12 protein-coding genes are annotated in these 14812 nt (G+C 59.9%); 5 read left to right on the top strand and 7 right to left on the bottom strand.

Annotation, left to right across the window (positions count from 1 at the left end; all coding sequences use genetic code 11):
- The coding region (locus ACOVQ0_RS16175; RefSeq protein ID WP_421886722.1) for a porin at positions 1-543 on the top strand (543 nt) is incomplete at its 5' end.
- Positions 544-553: 10 nt separating this feature from the next.
- Here the strand turns inward: ACOVQ0_RS16175 and ACOVQ0_RS16170 are convergent.
- The gene (locus tag ACOVQ0_RS16170) at positions 554-1624 is read right to left on the bottom strand and encodes a hypothetical protein (RefSeq protein ID WP_421886720.1); all 1071 of its coding nucleotides are present in this window, start codon (positions 1622-1624) and stop codon (positions 554-556) included.
- 235 nt (positions 1625-1859) lie between these two features.
- Between ACOVQ0_RS16170 and ACOVQ0_RS16165 the strand changes: the two genes are divergently transcribed.
- Complete coding sequence (locus tag ACOVQ0_RS16165; protein WP_421886717.1) at positions 1860-2237, top strand: glycine zipper 2TM domain-containing protein; 378 nt, start codon at positions 1860-1862, stop codon at positions 2235-2237.
- A 66-nt stretch (positions 2238-2303) separates the two neighbouring features.
- Here ACOVQ0_RS16165 and ACOVQ0_RS16160 read toward each other — a convergent pair whose 3' ends face one another.
- Complete coding sequence (locus tag ACOVQ0_RS16160) at positions 2304-4352, bottom strand: S46 family peptidase (protein ID WP_421886714.1); 2049 nt, start codon at positions 4350-4352, stop codon at positions 2304-2306.
- 152 nt (positions 4353-4504) lie between these two features.
- Here ACOVQ0_RS16160 and ACOVQ0_RS16155 point away from each other — a divergent pair, with 152 nt between their 5' ends.
- Together ACOVQ0_RS16155 and ACOVQ0_RS16150 are read left to right on the top strand one after the other, a co-directional pair.
- Entirely contained in the window at positions 4505-5779 is a 1275-nt protein-coding gene (locus ACOVQ0_RS16155; protein ID WP_421886711.1) for a class I SAM-dependent methyltransferase, read from the top strand.
- 121 nt (positions 5780-5900) lie between these two features.
- Positions 5901-7250: an aldehyde dehydrogenase family protein gene (locus ACOVQ0_RS16150; protein WP_421886708.1), complete on the top strand. Its 1350-nt coding sequence runs from the start codon at positions 5901-5903 to the stop codon at positions 7248-7250.
- Positions 7251-7424: 174 nt separating this feature from the next.
- Here the strand turns inward: ACOVQ0_RS16150 and ACOVQ0_RS16145 are convergent, their stop codons facing one another.
- On the bottom strand, positions 7425-8657 hold the full coding sequence (locus ACOVQ0_RS16145; protein WP_421886705.1) for a peptidoglycan-binding domain-containing protein: 1233 nt from the start codon (positions 8655-8657) through the stop codon (positions 7425-7427).
- Positions 8658-8743: 86 nt separating this feature from the next.
- Here ACOVQ0_RS16145 and ACOVQ0_RS16140 point away from each other — a divergent pair, with 86 nt between their 5' ends.
- Positions 8744-9958 (top strand): argininosuccinate synthase, encoded by a 1215-nt coding sequence (locus tag ACOVQ0_RS16140; RefSeq protein WP_421886702.1) that lies wholly within the window; start codon positions 8744-8746, stop codon positions 9956-9958.
- An 833-nt stretch (positions 9959-10791) separates the two neighbouring features.
- On the opposite strand, the gene ACOVQ0_RS16135 is transcribed toward ACOVQ0_RS16140, so the two are convergent.
- The 4 genes from ACOVQ0_RS16135 to ACOVQ0_RS16120 form a co-directional block, all read right to left on the bottom strand.
- Positions 10792-11214 carry a CHRD domain-containing protein gene (locus ACOVQ0_RS16135; protein WP_421886699.1) on the bottom strand — a complete coding sequence of 141 codons (423 nt, stop codon included), beginning with the start codon at positions 11212-11214 and terminating at the stop codon, positions 10792-10794.
- 372 nt (positions 11215-11586) lie between these two features.
- On the bottom strand, positions 11587-12249 hold the full coding sequence (locus tag ACOVQ0_RS16130) for a TadE/TadG family type IV pilus assembly protein (protein WP_421886696.1): 663 nt from the start codon (positions 12247-12249) through the stop codon (positions 11587-11589).
- Between the two features lie 2 nt (positions 12250-12251).
- Complete coding sequence (locus tag ACOVQ0_RS16125) at positions 12252-12869, bottom strand: TadE/TadG family type IV pilus assembly protein (protein WP_421886693.1); 618 nt, start codon at positions 12867-12869, stop codon at positions 12252-12254.
- A complete protein-coding gene (locus tag ACOVQ0_RS16120; RefSeq protein WP_421886690.1) occupies positions 12869-14809 on the bottom strand; it encodes a TadE/TadG family type IV pilus assembly protein in 1941 nt (646 codons plus the stop codon). The genes ACOVQ0_RS16125 and ACOVQ0_RS16120 overlap by 1 nt, the downstream gene beginning before the upstream one ends.
- Positions 14810-14812 lie beyond the last annotated feature (3 nt).

Below are 14812 nucleotides of genomic sequence, written 5' to 3'. Positions count from 1 at the left end.
CTGGACACCATGCCGGTCAGGATCGATGGCTTGGGCGGGATTTTCGAAGGCCAGGTCGCAGAATTTGGCGCATCGGGAATGCTCAACAAGTTCAAGCCCGAACTGCGCAGTGGCGGCGTTTCAACTACCGAATACACCGATAATCACGTCGGCATCCACGCCATGATCTACCCTCGCCCGTTCGGCATTCAGGCCGAATGGAAATGGGGCAAAAGCCCTGTTTGGGATCCGGTCGCAGGCGCAATCAAGTCTGATGATTCGACCGGCGGCTATGTGATGACGATGTACCGGATGCCGCACACGGGCATCGGCCAGATCATCCCGTTCGCGCGCTGGCAAAAGTACCGTGGCGGCTGGAAGGCTGCAGTGAATACGCCCCGCCTGGATGGTGAAGAATATGAAGCTGGCGTCGAGTGGCAGCCAACGAAGGAACTCGAAATCGTCCTCAGCTATTCCAACGTGAACAAGCTGGAAGCTGACGAGCGGCGGACCGGACGCGCCAAGGGCGACGTGGTCCGCGCGCAAGTGCAGTGGAACTATTAACGGTCAGGCATCACCGAGCCGAAAAGGCGCTGGACAGGCGGAATACTCCTTGCGCCAGCGCCCCGTTAACAAAGCGGACGCGGTATAGCGTGGCAGCGGCATAGGCCCCGGTGACACGCACCGACAATTGTGCCGCGCCGCCTGCAACCAGTGGAATGGATGCTACAGGCTGGTACGTCGCCCCGGTGTCCAGCGATTGCTCGACCAACAGGGTGCCCCCAGCGTCGGCAAATGCGGTGGCATTGAAGAAGCAGTTCTGCGCGGATGAATTGGCCCTGCCCGTGCCGGTAAATGTCGCCAGTGCCGCCAGTGCCGTACTGCTATCGGTATAACCGGTGTTCGTGTTGACCGTGCCCGAAACACTGACCGTCCCGGAAACGCCCACAGTGCCGATGGCAGCGTTGCCCCCCGCCAGCGATGTTCCCATCACGTTTAGCGGACGACGCTTCAGCACCAACGCGACTGACACGGTTCCAGACCCGTACACCGAAACACGCGCCCGCACGAAGGCAGCGCTCGATCCAAAGGAATAGATGCCATTGCTGGTCGATGTTGCCGAGGGCGTGCCCGTGGCGATATTGCTGACAAGCACGGGCAGAGCGAGCCAGGTCGTCCCATCCACGGAATGCTCATAGGCGATCGTACAGCCCGATCCGCTGCTCAGCACCTGAAACGCCCCTCCCGCATATCCGTTGAGCGCGCTGGAAACGACCGTTCCGGCCGCTGTGACGCTCCCCGAAAGAACCGGCCCATCCGGCACATCATCGATAAAGACGTTGCCGATATGCGCCGCGCTGGCTGGGAGCGGCGCGCAAGTCACCGGCAGCGGTGAAGCACTGGCAACGTACTGGGTCGAACCATCGGGCAGTGCATATGCGGCAGCGCCGGTCGCAACCGGCAAAGGTGATGTGCTGCTCACCGTCCGCAACGATCCGTCGGGCAAGGCGAATGCTGTAGCGCCAGCCGTAACCGGCAGCGGCTTATCAACTGCGACCACCTCGGCAGCACCATCCGGTCCGGCAAAGGCGAGTGCGCTGACAGGCGTGTAGCGCGCGGGAAATGTGACTTCGGGATTTGACATCGATTTCTCCATCTCTTCTGGAACAATCGACCGAGATAGATAACCATAACGGTTCATGTAGGAAAACGGATTGTTTCCGGCAATTCCAATCGTTTGGCCGCTCGCACGCGGCGGCTCATCGCGAAATCGTCAATCTAACGGCGCGTTCATCTGGCGTTGTGGATCAAGGCTGAAAGCTCGGCGTTATCGCATCAAGTCCGCATGGTAGGACCACAGATTTCCAAGGGAGCAACCCATGAAGAAGACGATCCTCGCCGCAGCGCTCGCTGCCATCGCCATCCCCGCCGCTCCGGCGCTGGCAGATCCGCCGCGCCATGCCCCGGCGCACGGCTATTACAAGGTGAAGCAGGACCGCCTGTATGACAACCGTGGCCGCTACATCGAACCACGCCGCATCTCGCGCAACGATCAGGTCTGGCGCGGTCGGGATGGTCGTTACTACTGCAAGCGCAACAACGGCACGACCGGTCTCATCATCGGCGCCGCCGGCGGCGCACTGCTGGGACGTACCATCGATACGCAAGGTGACCGCGCGCTTGGCACCATCATCGGTGCCGCAGGTGGCGCGCTGCTCGGTCGCGAAATCGAACGGAGCGGAGGTCGCTGCCGCTAAGCTATAACAAGCCCTTCGAAAGGGTCGCAACGGAAGGGCGGAGCCGAAAGGCCCCGCCCTTTTTCGTTACTTCGCGCCCAGTTCCCTGACCAGCGCAGGCGCGGGATAGATCACTTCCAGCGCGTGCTGCACTGCTGCTGCACTCACCACCACGGTCCGATTGATCTCACCCTGATAGCCATAGTTGCCACCCAGCGAATGGATGTTCCCGTCAAAGGCAGCACCAATTACCGTGCCCGCCTTGTCGATCACTGGCGATCCCGAATTGCCGCCGATGATGTCGTTAGTCGTCACGAAGTCATAGGGTACCGACCTGTCGATCTTCGCGGCAGAAGCCTCGAACCCCTTCGCCAGATCGAAAGGCTCCGCCCCGGTTGCCCGCTCGAACGCCCCGCCCAGCGTGGTCACCGGGTTTACGTCCTGCCCCCGCTCCTTCCAGCCTTGCACCTTGCCATAGCTGATGCGCAGCGTGAACGTGGCGTCCGGGTACACCTTGTCGCCATATGCCATGAACCGCGCATCAGCGAGCTTCGCCCCCGCTTCCGCCAGCGGCCCCGTGTAACGTTCGTCGACCAGCTTCTTCAGCTCCCGCTCCCGCGCGTCGATCCTGCGCGCAAATACGATCAGCGGGTCGGTCGAAGCCTCAACTGCCTTCTGCCCCCCATCCCACAAAGCCTTGCGCACCGCCGGATCCGCAAGCGTCGATCCGCCCACCAGCTTTTCCGCCAACCCCTCAGGCGATTCCTTGCCTAGCAGCAGCTTGGTATCCGCATCGTCCGCGCCCAGATACTCGCGCGCTTTCGAAAGGCTCCACGTCATCATCAGCTGCTCAAGCCACGGATAGACCGGCGCCTGATCCAGCAGCGTTTTCTCCGTCAGTTCCAAGGCGCTTTCGGTGTAGCCCGGAAGCCGTTCCTCGTTCGGCTTCGCGCGCTCCTCCGCCGCTTGCACCAGCGTCAGCGCATGTTCCATCAGCGTGCCCGACGGAACGATGAAGCGCCACGACACATAGACATCCCGATAAGCCTTCACCGCCTTGGCCGTATCGCCCCAGGGATCACCAATCCCCGGTTTGCCCAGCGTCTTGTCCTTCAGATCAGCCTCGGCATCGGCCAGCATCTTGACGAATGTGGGATCATTGAGCGCCTGCTGACGCCCGATATAGACCTTCAGGCTGTTCTCGATCCCGAACAACTGGTCCGCGCCTTCACGCTTGGCCTGCGCGCTTTGCGCCATCGCCGTGATCAGCCGCCCGCGCAGTTCCGAAAGCACGGTGTTGGTCAAAGGCAGCGAAACTTCGCGCTGAAACGCAAGTTGCTCGCCCGTGATCAGCCGCTGCGTCGAACCGGGATTGCCCACCACGAACGTCGCCTCACCCGCCTTTGGCGCGCGCGGATTCCACTTGAGAAATGACTTCACCTTCACCGGCTTGCCATTCTCATAAGCCCGCAGGAAAGCCGCATCGAGAGCATAGCGTGGGAAGTTGAAATTGTCGGGATCACCCCCGAAAAACGCCGCCTGAAATTCCGGTGCCCAGGCCAGCCGCACGTCGGAATACTTGCGGTAGGTATAGAGCTTGTACTGCCCGCCGCCGAACAGCGTCACAACCTGGCATCGGTTGATCTTGGCGTCCTTGCAGCCCTCTTTCTCGATCCGCGCCACTTCGGCATCGCGCGCCTTGACCAGCGCCTCGCCCGTCGATGATCCGATCGCGGCCTTAACGCGCTGGGTCACGTCGGCAATTGCGGTAACCACTTCGGCCTGCTGACCGGGACACTTGAGTTCCTCTTCGCGCCGCGCCGGAACGAATCCCTGCTTCAACAGATCACGCTGGTCGGTGGAATTGTCCTGCGCGCATTCCACCACGCAGTGATGGTTGGTCAGGATCAGGCCTTCGGGCGAAACGAAGCTGGCCGAACACCCCCCGGTAAGCCGCACCGCCGCAGCCTGCACCCGTCCCAACCACTGCCCATCCGGTGCCCAGCCATAATCAGCCTGCATCTTCGCCGTGGGGAAAGCATCGAATGTCCACATGCCTTCATCGGCAAAGGCAGGGGCAGCATTAAGCGCCAGTGAAGCAATCGCTGCGGAAGCGAAGAAGCGGAACGTATGCATGACAGGAGTCCAGACGGTTTCAGTTGCAATCACCCCCTCTGGCACAGGACAATGACTCTGGAAAGATACAACATTACAATCCGCGCACTTCCGACACCATGCAGAAACCAATTAATCCTTGCGACAGAATGCCCTTGGCATAGTCTTGGGCCATGTGGTTGCTAAACAAAATGCTCACCCGGCTGATCCGCAAGGGTCGCCTGATCATCATCGACCATGACGGCAGCGAGTACGCCTATGGCGAAGCCTCTGCCGATCCGCTGACCATCCGCTTTACCGACAAGGGTGCCGCGATGCACATCGCGAAAGACCCGCGCGTCGGTGCCGGAGAGGCCTATATGGACGGGCGCATGGTTGTTCAGCCACCGCACGACATCCGCGATTTCGTGCTGTTCGTGATGAGCAACGCAAACAACGCGGGCGGCATCGATCGCAAGGGCCTTTTCCGCAAACTGGCCAGCAAAGCGCTTTCACGCATAGACCAGATCAACGAACGCGCCCGCGCATCGAAGAACGTCGTCCACCACTATGATCTGACCCGCCAGTTCTACGAACTCTTCCTCGATGAAGACCGGCAATACACGATGGCCTATTTCCGCGATCCGGCCAATTCACTGGAACGCGCGCAGGTCGACAAGAAAGCTCTCATCGCCTCCAAATTGCGGCTTCAGCCGGGCGAAAGCACCGGAATGCGCGTGCTCGACATAGGCTGCGGCTGGGGCGGACTGGGGCTGTATCTCAACCGTCATTACGGCTGCGAAGTGCTGGGCGTATCCCTCGCCCCCGATCAGGTCCGCTTCGCCAACGAGCGGGCCGAAGCCGCAGGCGTGGCCGACAAGGTGAAGTTCCAGCTGATCGATTACCGCGATGTTCAGGGCCAGTTCGATCGCATCACCAGCGTCGGCATGATCGAACACGTCGGCGCACCCAATTTCGGCGAATATTTCGCCAAGACCAACGACCTTCTCGATCCCGACGGCATCATGCTCACCCACACCATCGGTCGCAAGGGCGCACCGGGCACCACCGACAAGTGGACGCGCAAATACATCTTCCCCGGCGGATACATCCCGGCGATGAGCGAGCTGGTCTCCGCGCTTGAAAAGACAGGCTGGGAAGTGGGCGACGTGGAAGTCCTGCGCTACCACTACGCCTGCACACTGGCCGAATGGTATCGCCGCGCCACCCTCCACCGTGAAGAGATCGTCGCGCTTTATGACGAACGCCTGTTCCGCATGTGGCAGTTCTATCTGGCAGGCGCAGAACAGAGCTTCCGTCACGGCAACATGGTCAACTTCCACATTCAGAGCGTGAAACGCCGCAGCGCCCTGCCCATGACGCGCGACTACATGCAGCAGGAATGGACAAGGCTTGCCGCGCTTGAAGAAGCGCCCGAATGGCATCTGGAACGCAAAGCGGCTGAATAGAACATGCCCCGGCATTCCACGCAGCGGAAAGGTCGCTCCATACCTTTGCTCGCCGTTGCCATCCCGCATCACAGTCGTTAGTTATACTAACGAACAAGCCGTGATGCAGGATGCCCGAGCAATGACTAACCCCGTACCCACCGCCGCAGATCTTTCCGCCGACATTGCTCGCGTATTCGCGCTGCAGCAGGCGCATATGTGGGAGGCCAAGGCTTCGTCGGCAGCGCAACGTAAGGAGAAGCTTGCCCGACTGAAAGCTGCGGTCGAAGCCCATGCCGATGATATCGTCGCTGCGGTTCTGGAAGACACACGCAAGCCGGTGGGCGAAATCCGCGTAACGGAAGTGCTGAACGTCGTCGGCAACGTACAACGCAACATCGACAATCTCGATGAATGGATGAAGCCGGTCGAAGTGGCCACTTCGATGAATCCCGCTGATCGCGCACAGATCATCCACGAAGCACGCGGCGTTTGCCTGATCCTTGGGCCGTGGAACTTCCCGCTGGGCCTCGCGCTCGGTCCTGTCGCGGCCGCCATTGCGGCAGGCAACACCTGCATCGTCAAGCTGACCGATCTGTGCCCGGCAACCGCCCAGATCGCCTCAGTCATCATCAAGGAAGCCTTCGATGAAAAGGACGTCGCCCTATTTGAAGGCGATGTCTCGGTGGCAACCGCCCTGCTCGACCTGCCGTTCAATCACATCTTCTTCACCGGCAGCCCGCGCGTCGGCAAGATCGTGATGGGCGCTGCGGCAAAGCACCTCACCAGTGTCACGCTCGAACTTGGCGGAAAGTCGCCTGTCATCGTCGATGACAGTGCCGATATCGATCAGGTCGCTGCGCAGCTTGCCTCGGCCAAGCAGTTCAACGGCGGTCAGGCCTGCATCAGCCCGGACTATGTTTTCGTGAAGGAAGACAAGAAGGCCGCGCTGGTCGAAGGTTTCCGCACGAACGTGCAGAAGAATCTTTATGACGATGCCGGCCAGATCAAGAAGGAAGGCATCGCGCAGATCGTCAACAAGGCCAACTTCGACCGCGTGAAGGCGATGTTTGACGACGCCGTGGCCCAGGGCGCAACGGTGGCGGCAGGCGGCACGTTCGATGCCGAAGACCTGACCGTGCATCCCACGATGCTGACCGATGTCACCCCGCAGATGACCATCCTGCAGAACGAGATCTTCGCCCCGGTGATCCCGGTGATGACCTACGAAACGCTGGATCAGGCCATCGGATACATCGAAGCGCGCGACAAGCCGCTGGCACTCTATGTCTACAGCAAGGACGAAGCGAACGTGGAGAAAGTGCTTTCGCGCACCTCTTCAGGCGGCGTTACCGTGAACGGCGTGTTTTCGCACTATCTTGAAAACAACCTGCCCTTCGGCGGTGTGAACACCAGCGGCATGGGCAGCTATCACGGCGTGTTCGGCTTCAAGTGCTTCAGCCACGAACGCGCGGTCTATCGCCACATCTGATTTGCGGCTGACCGGCATCTTGCACCCCCGGCAGGTCGGAAACCCTCCCCGCTGCGACTAATTTCGCTAATCGCTCAATAAGTCTCGCTCCCCTCCCTTAAGGGAGGGGTCGGGGGTGGGTTTACGACGCCTGATCTGCAAACGATACGGCGCCAGAGGAGCGCCTGTCCCTGATCACGACAGCACGTTGCGATACCACCAGTCGCCAAACCGGTCGCCCATCCAGTTGCCTGATGATTCCCCGATATCCACCCAGAACTTCATCGGGCTGGCGCGCATCCGGTCGATCAGTTCGTCAATCTCGTTGCCCTTGATCTTGCCCCCGAACAGGCCCTTCATCGCCAGTTCGATAAAGGTGGCGGCAGTATCCACCGCCGTCTTGCCAGCACCGATCGGGTCGATTGCCAGCAGATAGCGGAACGCCGTGCCAAAGCGCGGATCGTTGGCAGCAGCGGGATTGGCCGCATAGAGCATTTCCTGCATCGCGTTCAGGAATCCGCCCCAAGGCACGGCTGCGCCCATTGCGGTGGCATAGATTTCCGAAAATCCGGGGCCGAACCTTCCGGCGCGGAAATGGTCGATCACCACGACCGCCGTTGCCATCACCTGCACCACCAACGCGATCGAACCGAGCGACTTCAGCACGGTTACCACCTTCGTGGCTTTCCCCCACGACCGCATCATGTCCAGCGCGGCGTCCAGCCGGATGGCCCGGCTGGTAAGGATCGTGGCGATATCGCGGGCGCTGAAACCGACCCTGATCGCGCTCCTTATCCCCATCAGCGCTTCCACGGCATATTGTGCCCCGCCCTGCGCGTTGAGGATCATCTTCAGCGTCTGGATTTCGTTACTGGCCAGATAGGCCAGGAAATCCATCGCCGGACCATTATCGGGCTGCATTTTCAATTGCGCCCGCAATGCGTCCAGCCGCCCCTGCTCATAAGGCGAAATGCCTGAAACCTTGTCCAGTCCGTTGCCCGCTCCCGGCATACCCGGCAGCGTGCCGGCAGCAGGCGGCGCGGCAGAACTCGGCCCGGCCCAGATGTTCTCGGACTGCGCATTGTTCAGCGCCGCCAGCGTGCGCCCATTGGGATCGACGCGGGAATCGGCAGGCCGCAGCCCGACCACATTGGTCTGGAAATCGGCAATCATGCCCTTGGTCTTCGGCCCGACCAGACCATCGACCGTCAGTTTCACGCGCGGCGCGCGCATCAGATCGTTCAGCCGCTGCTGCACTATCTTCACGTCCGCAGCCGTGTTGCGGCCACCGGCGCCCACACTGCCCTGAATTCTGATCGTCGAACTGATCGGCATAAGATCATTCCCCAAACGAAACCGCAGGTGCTGCCCTGCGCCCTTGATCATCCCATACCCGCCAGCCAGCCCCGCCGCTGTGATACGAACCACATGATCTGGCAGAACCGGCAATGGTTGCGATATTTCCCCCTGCCTGTTAGGCGCGCGGCGCGTATTTCACGGGAGTCGCCGCACTCATGTCCGATATCAAGAAGGTCGTACTCGCCTACTCTGGCGGCCTCGACACCTCCGTCATCCTCAAGTGGCTGCAAGTCACCTACAATTGCGAAGTGGTGACCTTCACCGCCGACCTCGGCCAGGGTGAAGAACTGGAACCCGCGCGCGCCAAGGCGAAGCTGATGGGCGTGCCGGACGAGAACATCTATATCGACGATCTGCGCGAGGAATTCGTGCGCGATTTCGTGTTCCCGATGATGCGCGCCAACGCCCGCTACGAAGGCGATTATCTGCTGGGCACGTCGATCGCGCGCCCGCTCATTTCCAAGCGCCTGATCGAAATCGCGCGTGAAACCGGGGCCGATGCCGTTTCCCACGGCGCGACCGGCAAGGGCAACGATCAGGTTCGTTTCGAACTCGGCGCCTATGCGCTCGAACCCGGCATCAAGGTCATCGCTCCCTGGCGCGAATGGGATCTGACCAGCCGCACGGCGCTTATCGCCTGGGCCGAACAGCACCAGATCCCGGTCCCCAAGGACAAGCGCGGCGAAAGCCCCTTCTCGACCGACGCCAACCTGCTGCACACCTCGTCCGAAGGCAAAGTGCTGGAAGATCCGTGGCAGGAAACCCCGGATTATGTCTATTCGCGCACGGTGAACCCGGAAGACGCGCCTGACGCACCGGAATACATCACCATCGATTTCGAAAAGGGTGATGGCGTCGCGCTGAACGGTGAAGCGATGTCGCCCGCCACGCTGCTCGCCGCGCTCAACGATCTTGGCCGCAAGCACGGCATCGGCCGTCTCGATCTGGTTGAGAACCGCTTCGTCGGCATGAAAAGCCGGGGCATGTATGAAACGCCGGGCGGCGAAATCTATGCACGTGCCCATCGCGGGATCGAAAGCATCACGCTCGATCGCGGCGCAGCCCATCTCAAGGATGAGTTGATGCCGAAGTATGCGGAACTGATTTACAACGGTTTCTGGTTCAGCCCTGAGCGGGAAATGCTGCAGGCGGCGATCGATCACAGCCAGGCGCGCGTGAACGGTACGGTGCGGCTCAAGCTCTACAAGGGCGGCGCATATGTCGTCGGCCGCAAGTCTCCCGACAGCCTCTATTCCGAACGCCACGTCACGTTTGAAGACGATGCGGGTGCCTATGATCAGAAGGATGCGGCGGGCTTCATCAAGTTGAACGCCCTTCGGCTGCGCTTGCTGGCACAGCGCGGTCGTTAAACGCAGCATAGGTGCGCCTAGGTGCATCTAGGTGCAGTTCAGAAACTATCCACCGAAAGGTGCGGGGGTTGTGGATAACTCCCGCATTTTTTGCTTGCGCGACTCACTGATGAGGCGCAGCTTTTGCCTGTCGAGAGTGTGGAAAACTTGGAAAGTTTGGATTTAACTATCTGATTTTCAAAAGAATTTTACACATCGACCCGAACAAGGATAGTTTACAGCGTAACCAACCAGCAGTTGCCTTCGGGTTGATCTGCGGCTGTGCAAAACTGTGGCCATCATGTTCGGAAGCGGGGTGTCAGTCGGCACCTTTTCAGATGTACGAAGCGCGGCAAGGACCTCGACCTCCGGGATCTGCCACCAGCGCGGAAGCAGCAAAGGAAAGACGACGACAGGCATTCCATCCCTCCCTTGCGGAAATTCGTCCGAACGTGTGCGAGCACGAACGGGAGCGAGGCCGAGGAGTGGAGGCAACGCCCGATAACGGCTTTTGATGACCGCTTGAAAAGGCAGTCAAAAGCAGCGGCGAAATGCGAAGCACGGCAAGCCAAGGCTTGCCAGCGATGCAATGCGGCGGACGAAAGGAGAGCGGCGCGAACCGGGCAAACGCACGGATCGGCAGCAGCCCAGGGGCTTCGCGCCCCGGACGGCATCCGAACGAACGCCATCAGCGTCGAACGCTTGGCATAGCAATGGCTGAAGCGCCTGAAGCAACCCGGAAACGGTGCGCGGAAGACAAGGCAGCCGGAGCAACGCGATGCGGAAAAGTACGAAACGGACGTAGAGTGGGGGCCGGCAGCAATGCTGGCCCCCATTTACTGTGCGTATGGCGGCTACTTCACCTCAAGCTGCCCCCGCACCGCGCCCTTGGGAAAATCGGCGGTGTGGACGTTGACGTAATAGTCCTTTGGCGCAGCGATGATCTTCTTCACCAGTTCCGGCTCCATCGCGATGCAGCTATCGCTGTCCTTGCCGGTCACCTCAAGTGTCGCCACCGGCTTTCCATCGGCTCCGGCAGCGCCTTCGTGGACGTGCGCCATTGTCGGCTTCGCAGTATTTTCCGCCCATAGCGTGAAACAGAAATCGCCCGTGTCGTCGTCGGCCTCGGCCTTGAACCCGCCAGTTCCATCCGCATCTCCACCGCCAGTTTCTGCCGCGCCGGTGAGTGCCGCTGTAAGCGTGGCGGGTTTTGCCTGCGCATGAGGGGCGGTCAGCACAAAAGCTGCCATCGCGAGCGTTGAAATTGCCTTCCTCATCGAACCGTCTCCCTGTTCGGCCCGGACTCGGCGCAAGGGCCAATCCGTCAGGAGCAGTCTATCCCAACCTTGGGCGCAAATAAATTGATGGCGCGCAATAGAGCACTTTCCGACCGATCTGGATCATCGTGATTGCGATAGGAAGCTCGCTGGCAAGGCGCAGCGTGCGGCAGGGGCTGGTTGCCCTGCAAGCGATGCAACGCTGTCCAGCGAGCCTCCTATCGCAACCGTAAAGCGGCGGGCCGAATTTGCTCCAGCGCAGCGTTGCTCGTCAGTCACAATGCCTCAGCATTGCTTCTTCCTCGCGCCTTGCCCTGAAACAAATTCGGCTCCGTCACGGTGAACCAGAACGGTCGGAAAGTGCTCTAGGTATCAGGTACAGGGATATGTGCCGCCGGTGCCGGTTACGCCCGGAGTCAGATTACGCTGGTCGCGGATCATGAATGCCCCCTCCTTGCGCAAGGTCCGATTGCTGACATAGGTATTCCCGAACAAGCCTCTGTAACTGTAATATACTTCGACAAACATAACCGCGCTATTGGCGAGAGCTGTTATCTGAGTTGGTCCATCCCCCATCCCGTTCAGCACTGGTCCGTTCAGGCCATTCTTGTCGCTATCGTTGCCATAGGCGCTATCGCGATCAAGATTGCCATAGCACCGCTGCCAGTGAATGTATTGCTTGCCAGTCGCACTATCGCGTTCGAGACTGGACAGGATCACGCGGCCACGCACGTTGAAATCAAGGCCGGCGGCCTGTTCCTGTGCACCGCGCATGACCTCGTTGATATCGGTTTCGTTGACGGTTGGCGTAATCACGCTGTTGTCGGTCTGGCCGATACGCGATGCGTTGTCCGCCAGCGAAAGCGCGATCTCGCTCATCTTCATATCAACGGTAGTGAGATAAACCACTTCGACGCCATAGAGCGCCAGCCCCAGCACGAACGGCGCGATGATCGCCGCTTCGATGACCGAAACGCCCGATGTGTCGCGCCACAAATGCTTGATGAGCTGCGATTTCTGCGACCTGACGTGCATGATCAACATGTCCTCGGCTGAGAGGAATAGCTGCCGGTCTGAAGCGCGAAGGGCTGGTTACGCTTCACAGCGGTGGACGTGATCTCGCGACGGGACCAGTCAACCGGCACCAAGGGGACCTGAAAAGTCGGATCATAAGTCACGGTGACGGTATAGACGATAACGTCGTTCGCCCCGCCGTTGCCGTCCTTGCCCAGATCATCATCCCAGCGCTGGTTGCCGTTGCGGTCTGTATAACTTTCACCGGGCGAACATTCTCCATCGCCGTTGGCATCGTCCAGTTTCTCGCCCTTGTTCGCGTTCACGAAGTCAAAATAGCTTTTACGCTTTGACGCCACAGTAGCGCGCGGCAGAACTTTCTTGATCGTCTTTTCAACAAGATCGTCGGCAAGACTCGTATCCCCGGTTTCAAGCGATGAATCGCGGGCCGCCTTTTCAACCGCGCCATCAAGCACGCCTTTGGCATAGACCAGCTGACCAACATCGAGGCAGCCGATCACCAGCATCAGGAACATCGGCGCGACAATGACGAACTCAATGGTTGTCACACCGCGCCGGTCGGCCAGCAGCCGACGCGTTGCCTTTCCGCAGACCGTGGGGAAAAGAGGAAGGCGGCGCATCACTGATAGATCCGCAACTCGCCAACGCTCTTGGCGATTTCCTGGAACTTCTCGTTCAGTTCGGTGGCATTGGTTGCCAGGAACGCACTGTTGCTTGATGCGCAACCGCTCAGGTCTTCGGTCAGCGAGGATGCGAAGGCGATCACCCACACACGGAAACCCTTGGCCTTGGCTACTTCGCACATCGTGCGGAAGCGCGTGGTGTGCCGCTCTGCCTGACCAGTGTAACCATCGGTCGTCACGCGACGGTCATGCCACTCCACGCCATAGGCCGACTGGATAGAATAGCTGGGTGCCATTTCACCGTCGGTCATGAAGATGATGTGCCGGGACACCTTGCCGCCATTGCTCGGCGCGATGTTTACGGTGTTCTGCCACGGGCCTTCGGGCGAGCTGAGACGCAAGCCCCAGATCATGCCGATATCGTGATAGGTCGATCCGGTAGCCGTCAGCGAATCTGCATAGCTGTTGAAGTCCGACTGATTCATCGTGGTGAGCAATTTGGCCTGCTGCGGGCAATAGGAGCCAGCCTTGCCGCCTCGGCTCGATTCCGCCGAACTGGTGAGATTGCCGTAGCTGTTCACACGATAATAGGCGACTTCCGGCCACATCGGCGCCCACTTCGAACTTGAATCATCGTCCTTAGGCACGGCATCGACATCAAGATCCTGCGCGTCCTTCGGCGTGATCTTGCCGCTGGAACTGTTGTAGGTAAAAGTGCTGTCGGCTTCGGTTTCACGCTCCTCGATGCAGCCACCCCACGTATAGTTGACCGCAGTGCCATTGCTCCCGTTGTTCACGGTCGCCTGCGCAAACGTCTTGTAGACGCTGGTATCATAGGTGACGCGCTTATAGGCCCAGCGGCTGAATTCCTGCCGCGTGCGGGTTTCGTAAATCGGGTCCGAAGTCGCGTAGCTGTAGGTGTAGTAGGTGCGCGTAACCGGATACGAGAACACACGCCAGCGGTTGCTGACGCGCTGACAGGTGTAGCGCGTGCGCAACTGCGGCTGGTTGGTGCGGTTGGTTGTAACCTGCTGGCCGTTGCCATTGGTTGTCGTGCTGGTGGTAACGGTGCTGCTGCCGTTATTGGCCCACGCCGTATCCGCCGGCCTGTTCGAATTGCAATTGTCCTGCGAGGAATAGTTCGTGTTGCTATACTGCGTTGTCGAACCGCTACTTTCGCCACTGTAATCTTCAGCGGTCGAATATACCGGATCGTCCCAGCCAACAAAGACCTGCTCGGTGATCGTGTTGAACACCGGTTCGCGCGATTGGATCGACCAGGTGTTAACAAGGAAATTCGGGTCGAGTGCGTAGATCAACCGACCGACATTGATCGATGAACTATAAGGAACGAAGGAATAGCGGATGCGCGCGTTCGAACTGGTCGTGGCGGTGGCAACCGTCGTATAGAAGTTCTTCATCGCGCGGCGCAGCGCCTGAATGCGTGTTTCGCCGGTATCGCCCAACTGGTAGTCCATCGACCCGGTGTTATCGAGCACCATCGTGATGTCGCTGTTGCCCACGCCCATCGTGGCCTTGCACGAAACCGAAATGTCGATGGTGTCATAGCCCAGCAGGTTCATGACCGCCGTCTCGACCTTGGTGGTCGCCACGCCTTCGATCATGTTGCCACTGTCGGCAGAAGCGGTTGTGAATGTCGTATCGGTCGCGCCGATATCATCTTCAACAAAGTTGGTGTTGAAATAGGTGGCGGCCTGCGCCTTTTCGGGATTCTGATAGCCATTCGTCGTCACGGCACGGCGCCCGGCCAGCGTTCCGGCGTCACACGCGGATTGCAGCCGGTTGCGCGCCTTGTAAACGCGATTGATATCAAGCCCACCACCGATCAGGGCGATGATAACGGGCACGCTCACGGCGGCGATCGGCAGAACGCTGCCGCTCGTGCTGGTCCGAAGACGTGTTAGGAACCCTGACATCTC

The organism is Novosphingobium sp., assembly GCF_049240505.1.
GTDB lineage: Bacteria > Pseudomonadota > Alphaproteobacteria > Sphingomonadales > Sphingomonadaceae > Novosphingobium.
Note: the sequence above shows the minus strand (reverse complement) of the source record. Positions and strands in the feature narration are given on the sequence as shown.

Coding starts and splice junctions, on each gene's coding strand:
- ACOVQ0_RS16170 (WP_421886720.1), bottom strand. CDS start 1,624: ATGTCAAATCCCGAAGTCACATTTCCCGCGCGCTACACGCCTGTCAGC.
- ACOVQ0_RS16165 (WP_421886717.1), top strand. CDS start 1,860: ATGAAGAAGACGATCCTCGCCGCAGCGCTCGCTGCCATCGCCATCCCC.
- ACOVQ0_RS16160 (WP_421886714.1), bottom strand. CDS start 4,352: ATGCATACGTTCCGCTTCTTCGCTTCCGCAGCGATTGCTTCACTGGCG.
- ACOVQ0_RS16155 (WP_421886711.1), top strand. CDS start 4,505: ATGTGGTTGCTAAACAAAATGCTCACCCGGCTGATCCGCAAGGGTCGC.
- ACOVQ0_RS16150 (WP_421886708.1), top strand. CDS start 5,901: ATGACTAACCCCGTACCCACCGCCGCAGATCTTTCCGCCGACATTGCT.
- ACOVQ0_RS16140 (WP_421886702.1), top strand. CDS start 8,744: ATGTCCGATATCAAGAAGGTCGTACTCGCCTACTCTGGCGGCCTCGAC.
- ACOVQ0_RS16135 (WP_421886699.1), bottom strand. CDS start 11,214: ATGAGGAAGGCAATTTCAACGCTCGCGATGGCAGCTTTTGTGCTGACC.
- ACOVQ0_RS16130 (WP_421886696.1), bottom strand. CDS start 12,249: ATGCACGTCAGGTCGCAGAAATCGCAGCTCATCAAGCATTTGTGGCGC.
- ACOVQ0_RS16125 (WP_421886693.1), bottom strand. CDS start 12,869: ATGCGCCGCCTTCCTCTTTTCCCCACGGTCTGCGGAAAGGCAACGCGT.
- ACOVQ0_RS16120 (WP_421886690.1), bottom strand. CDS start 14,809: ATGTCAGGGTTCCTAACACGTCTTCGGACCAGCACGAGCGGCAGCGTT.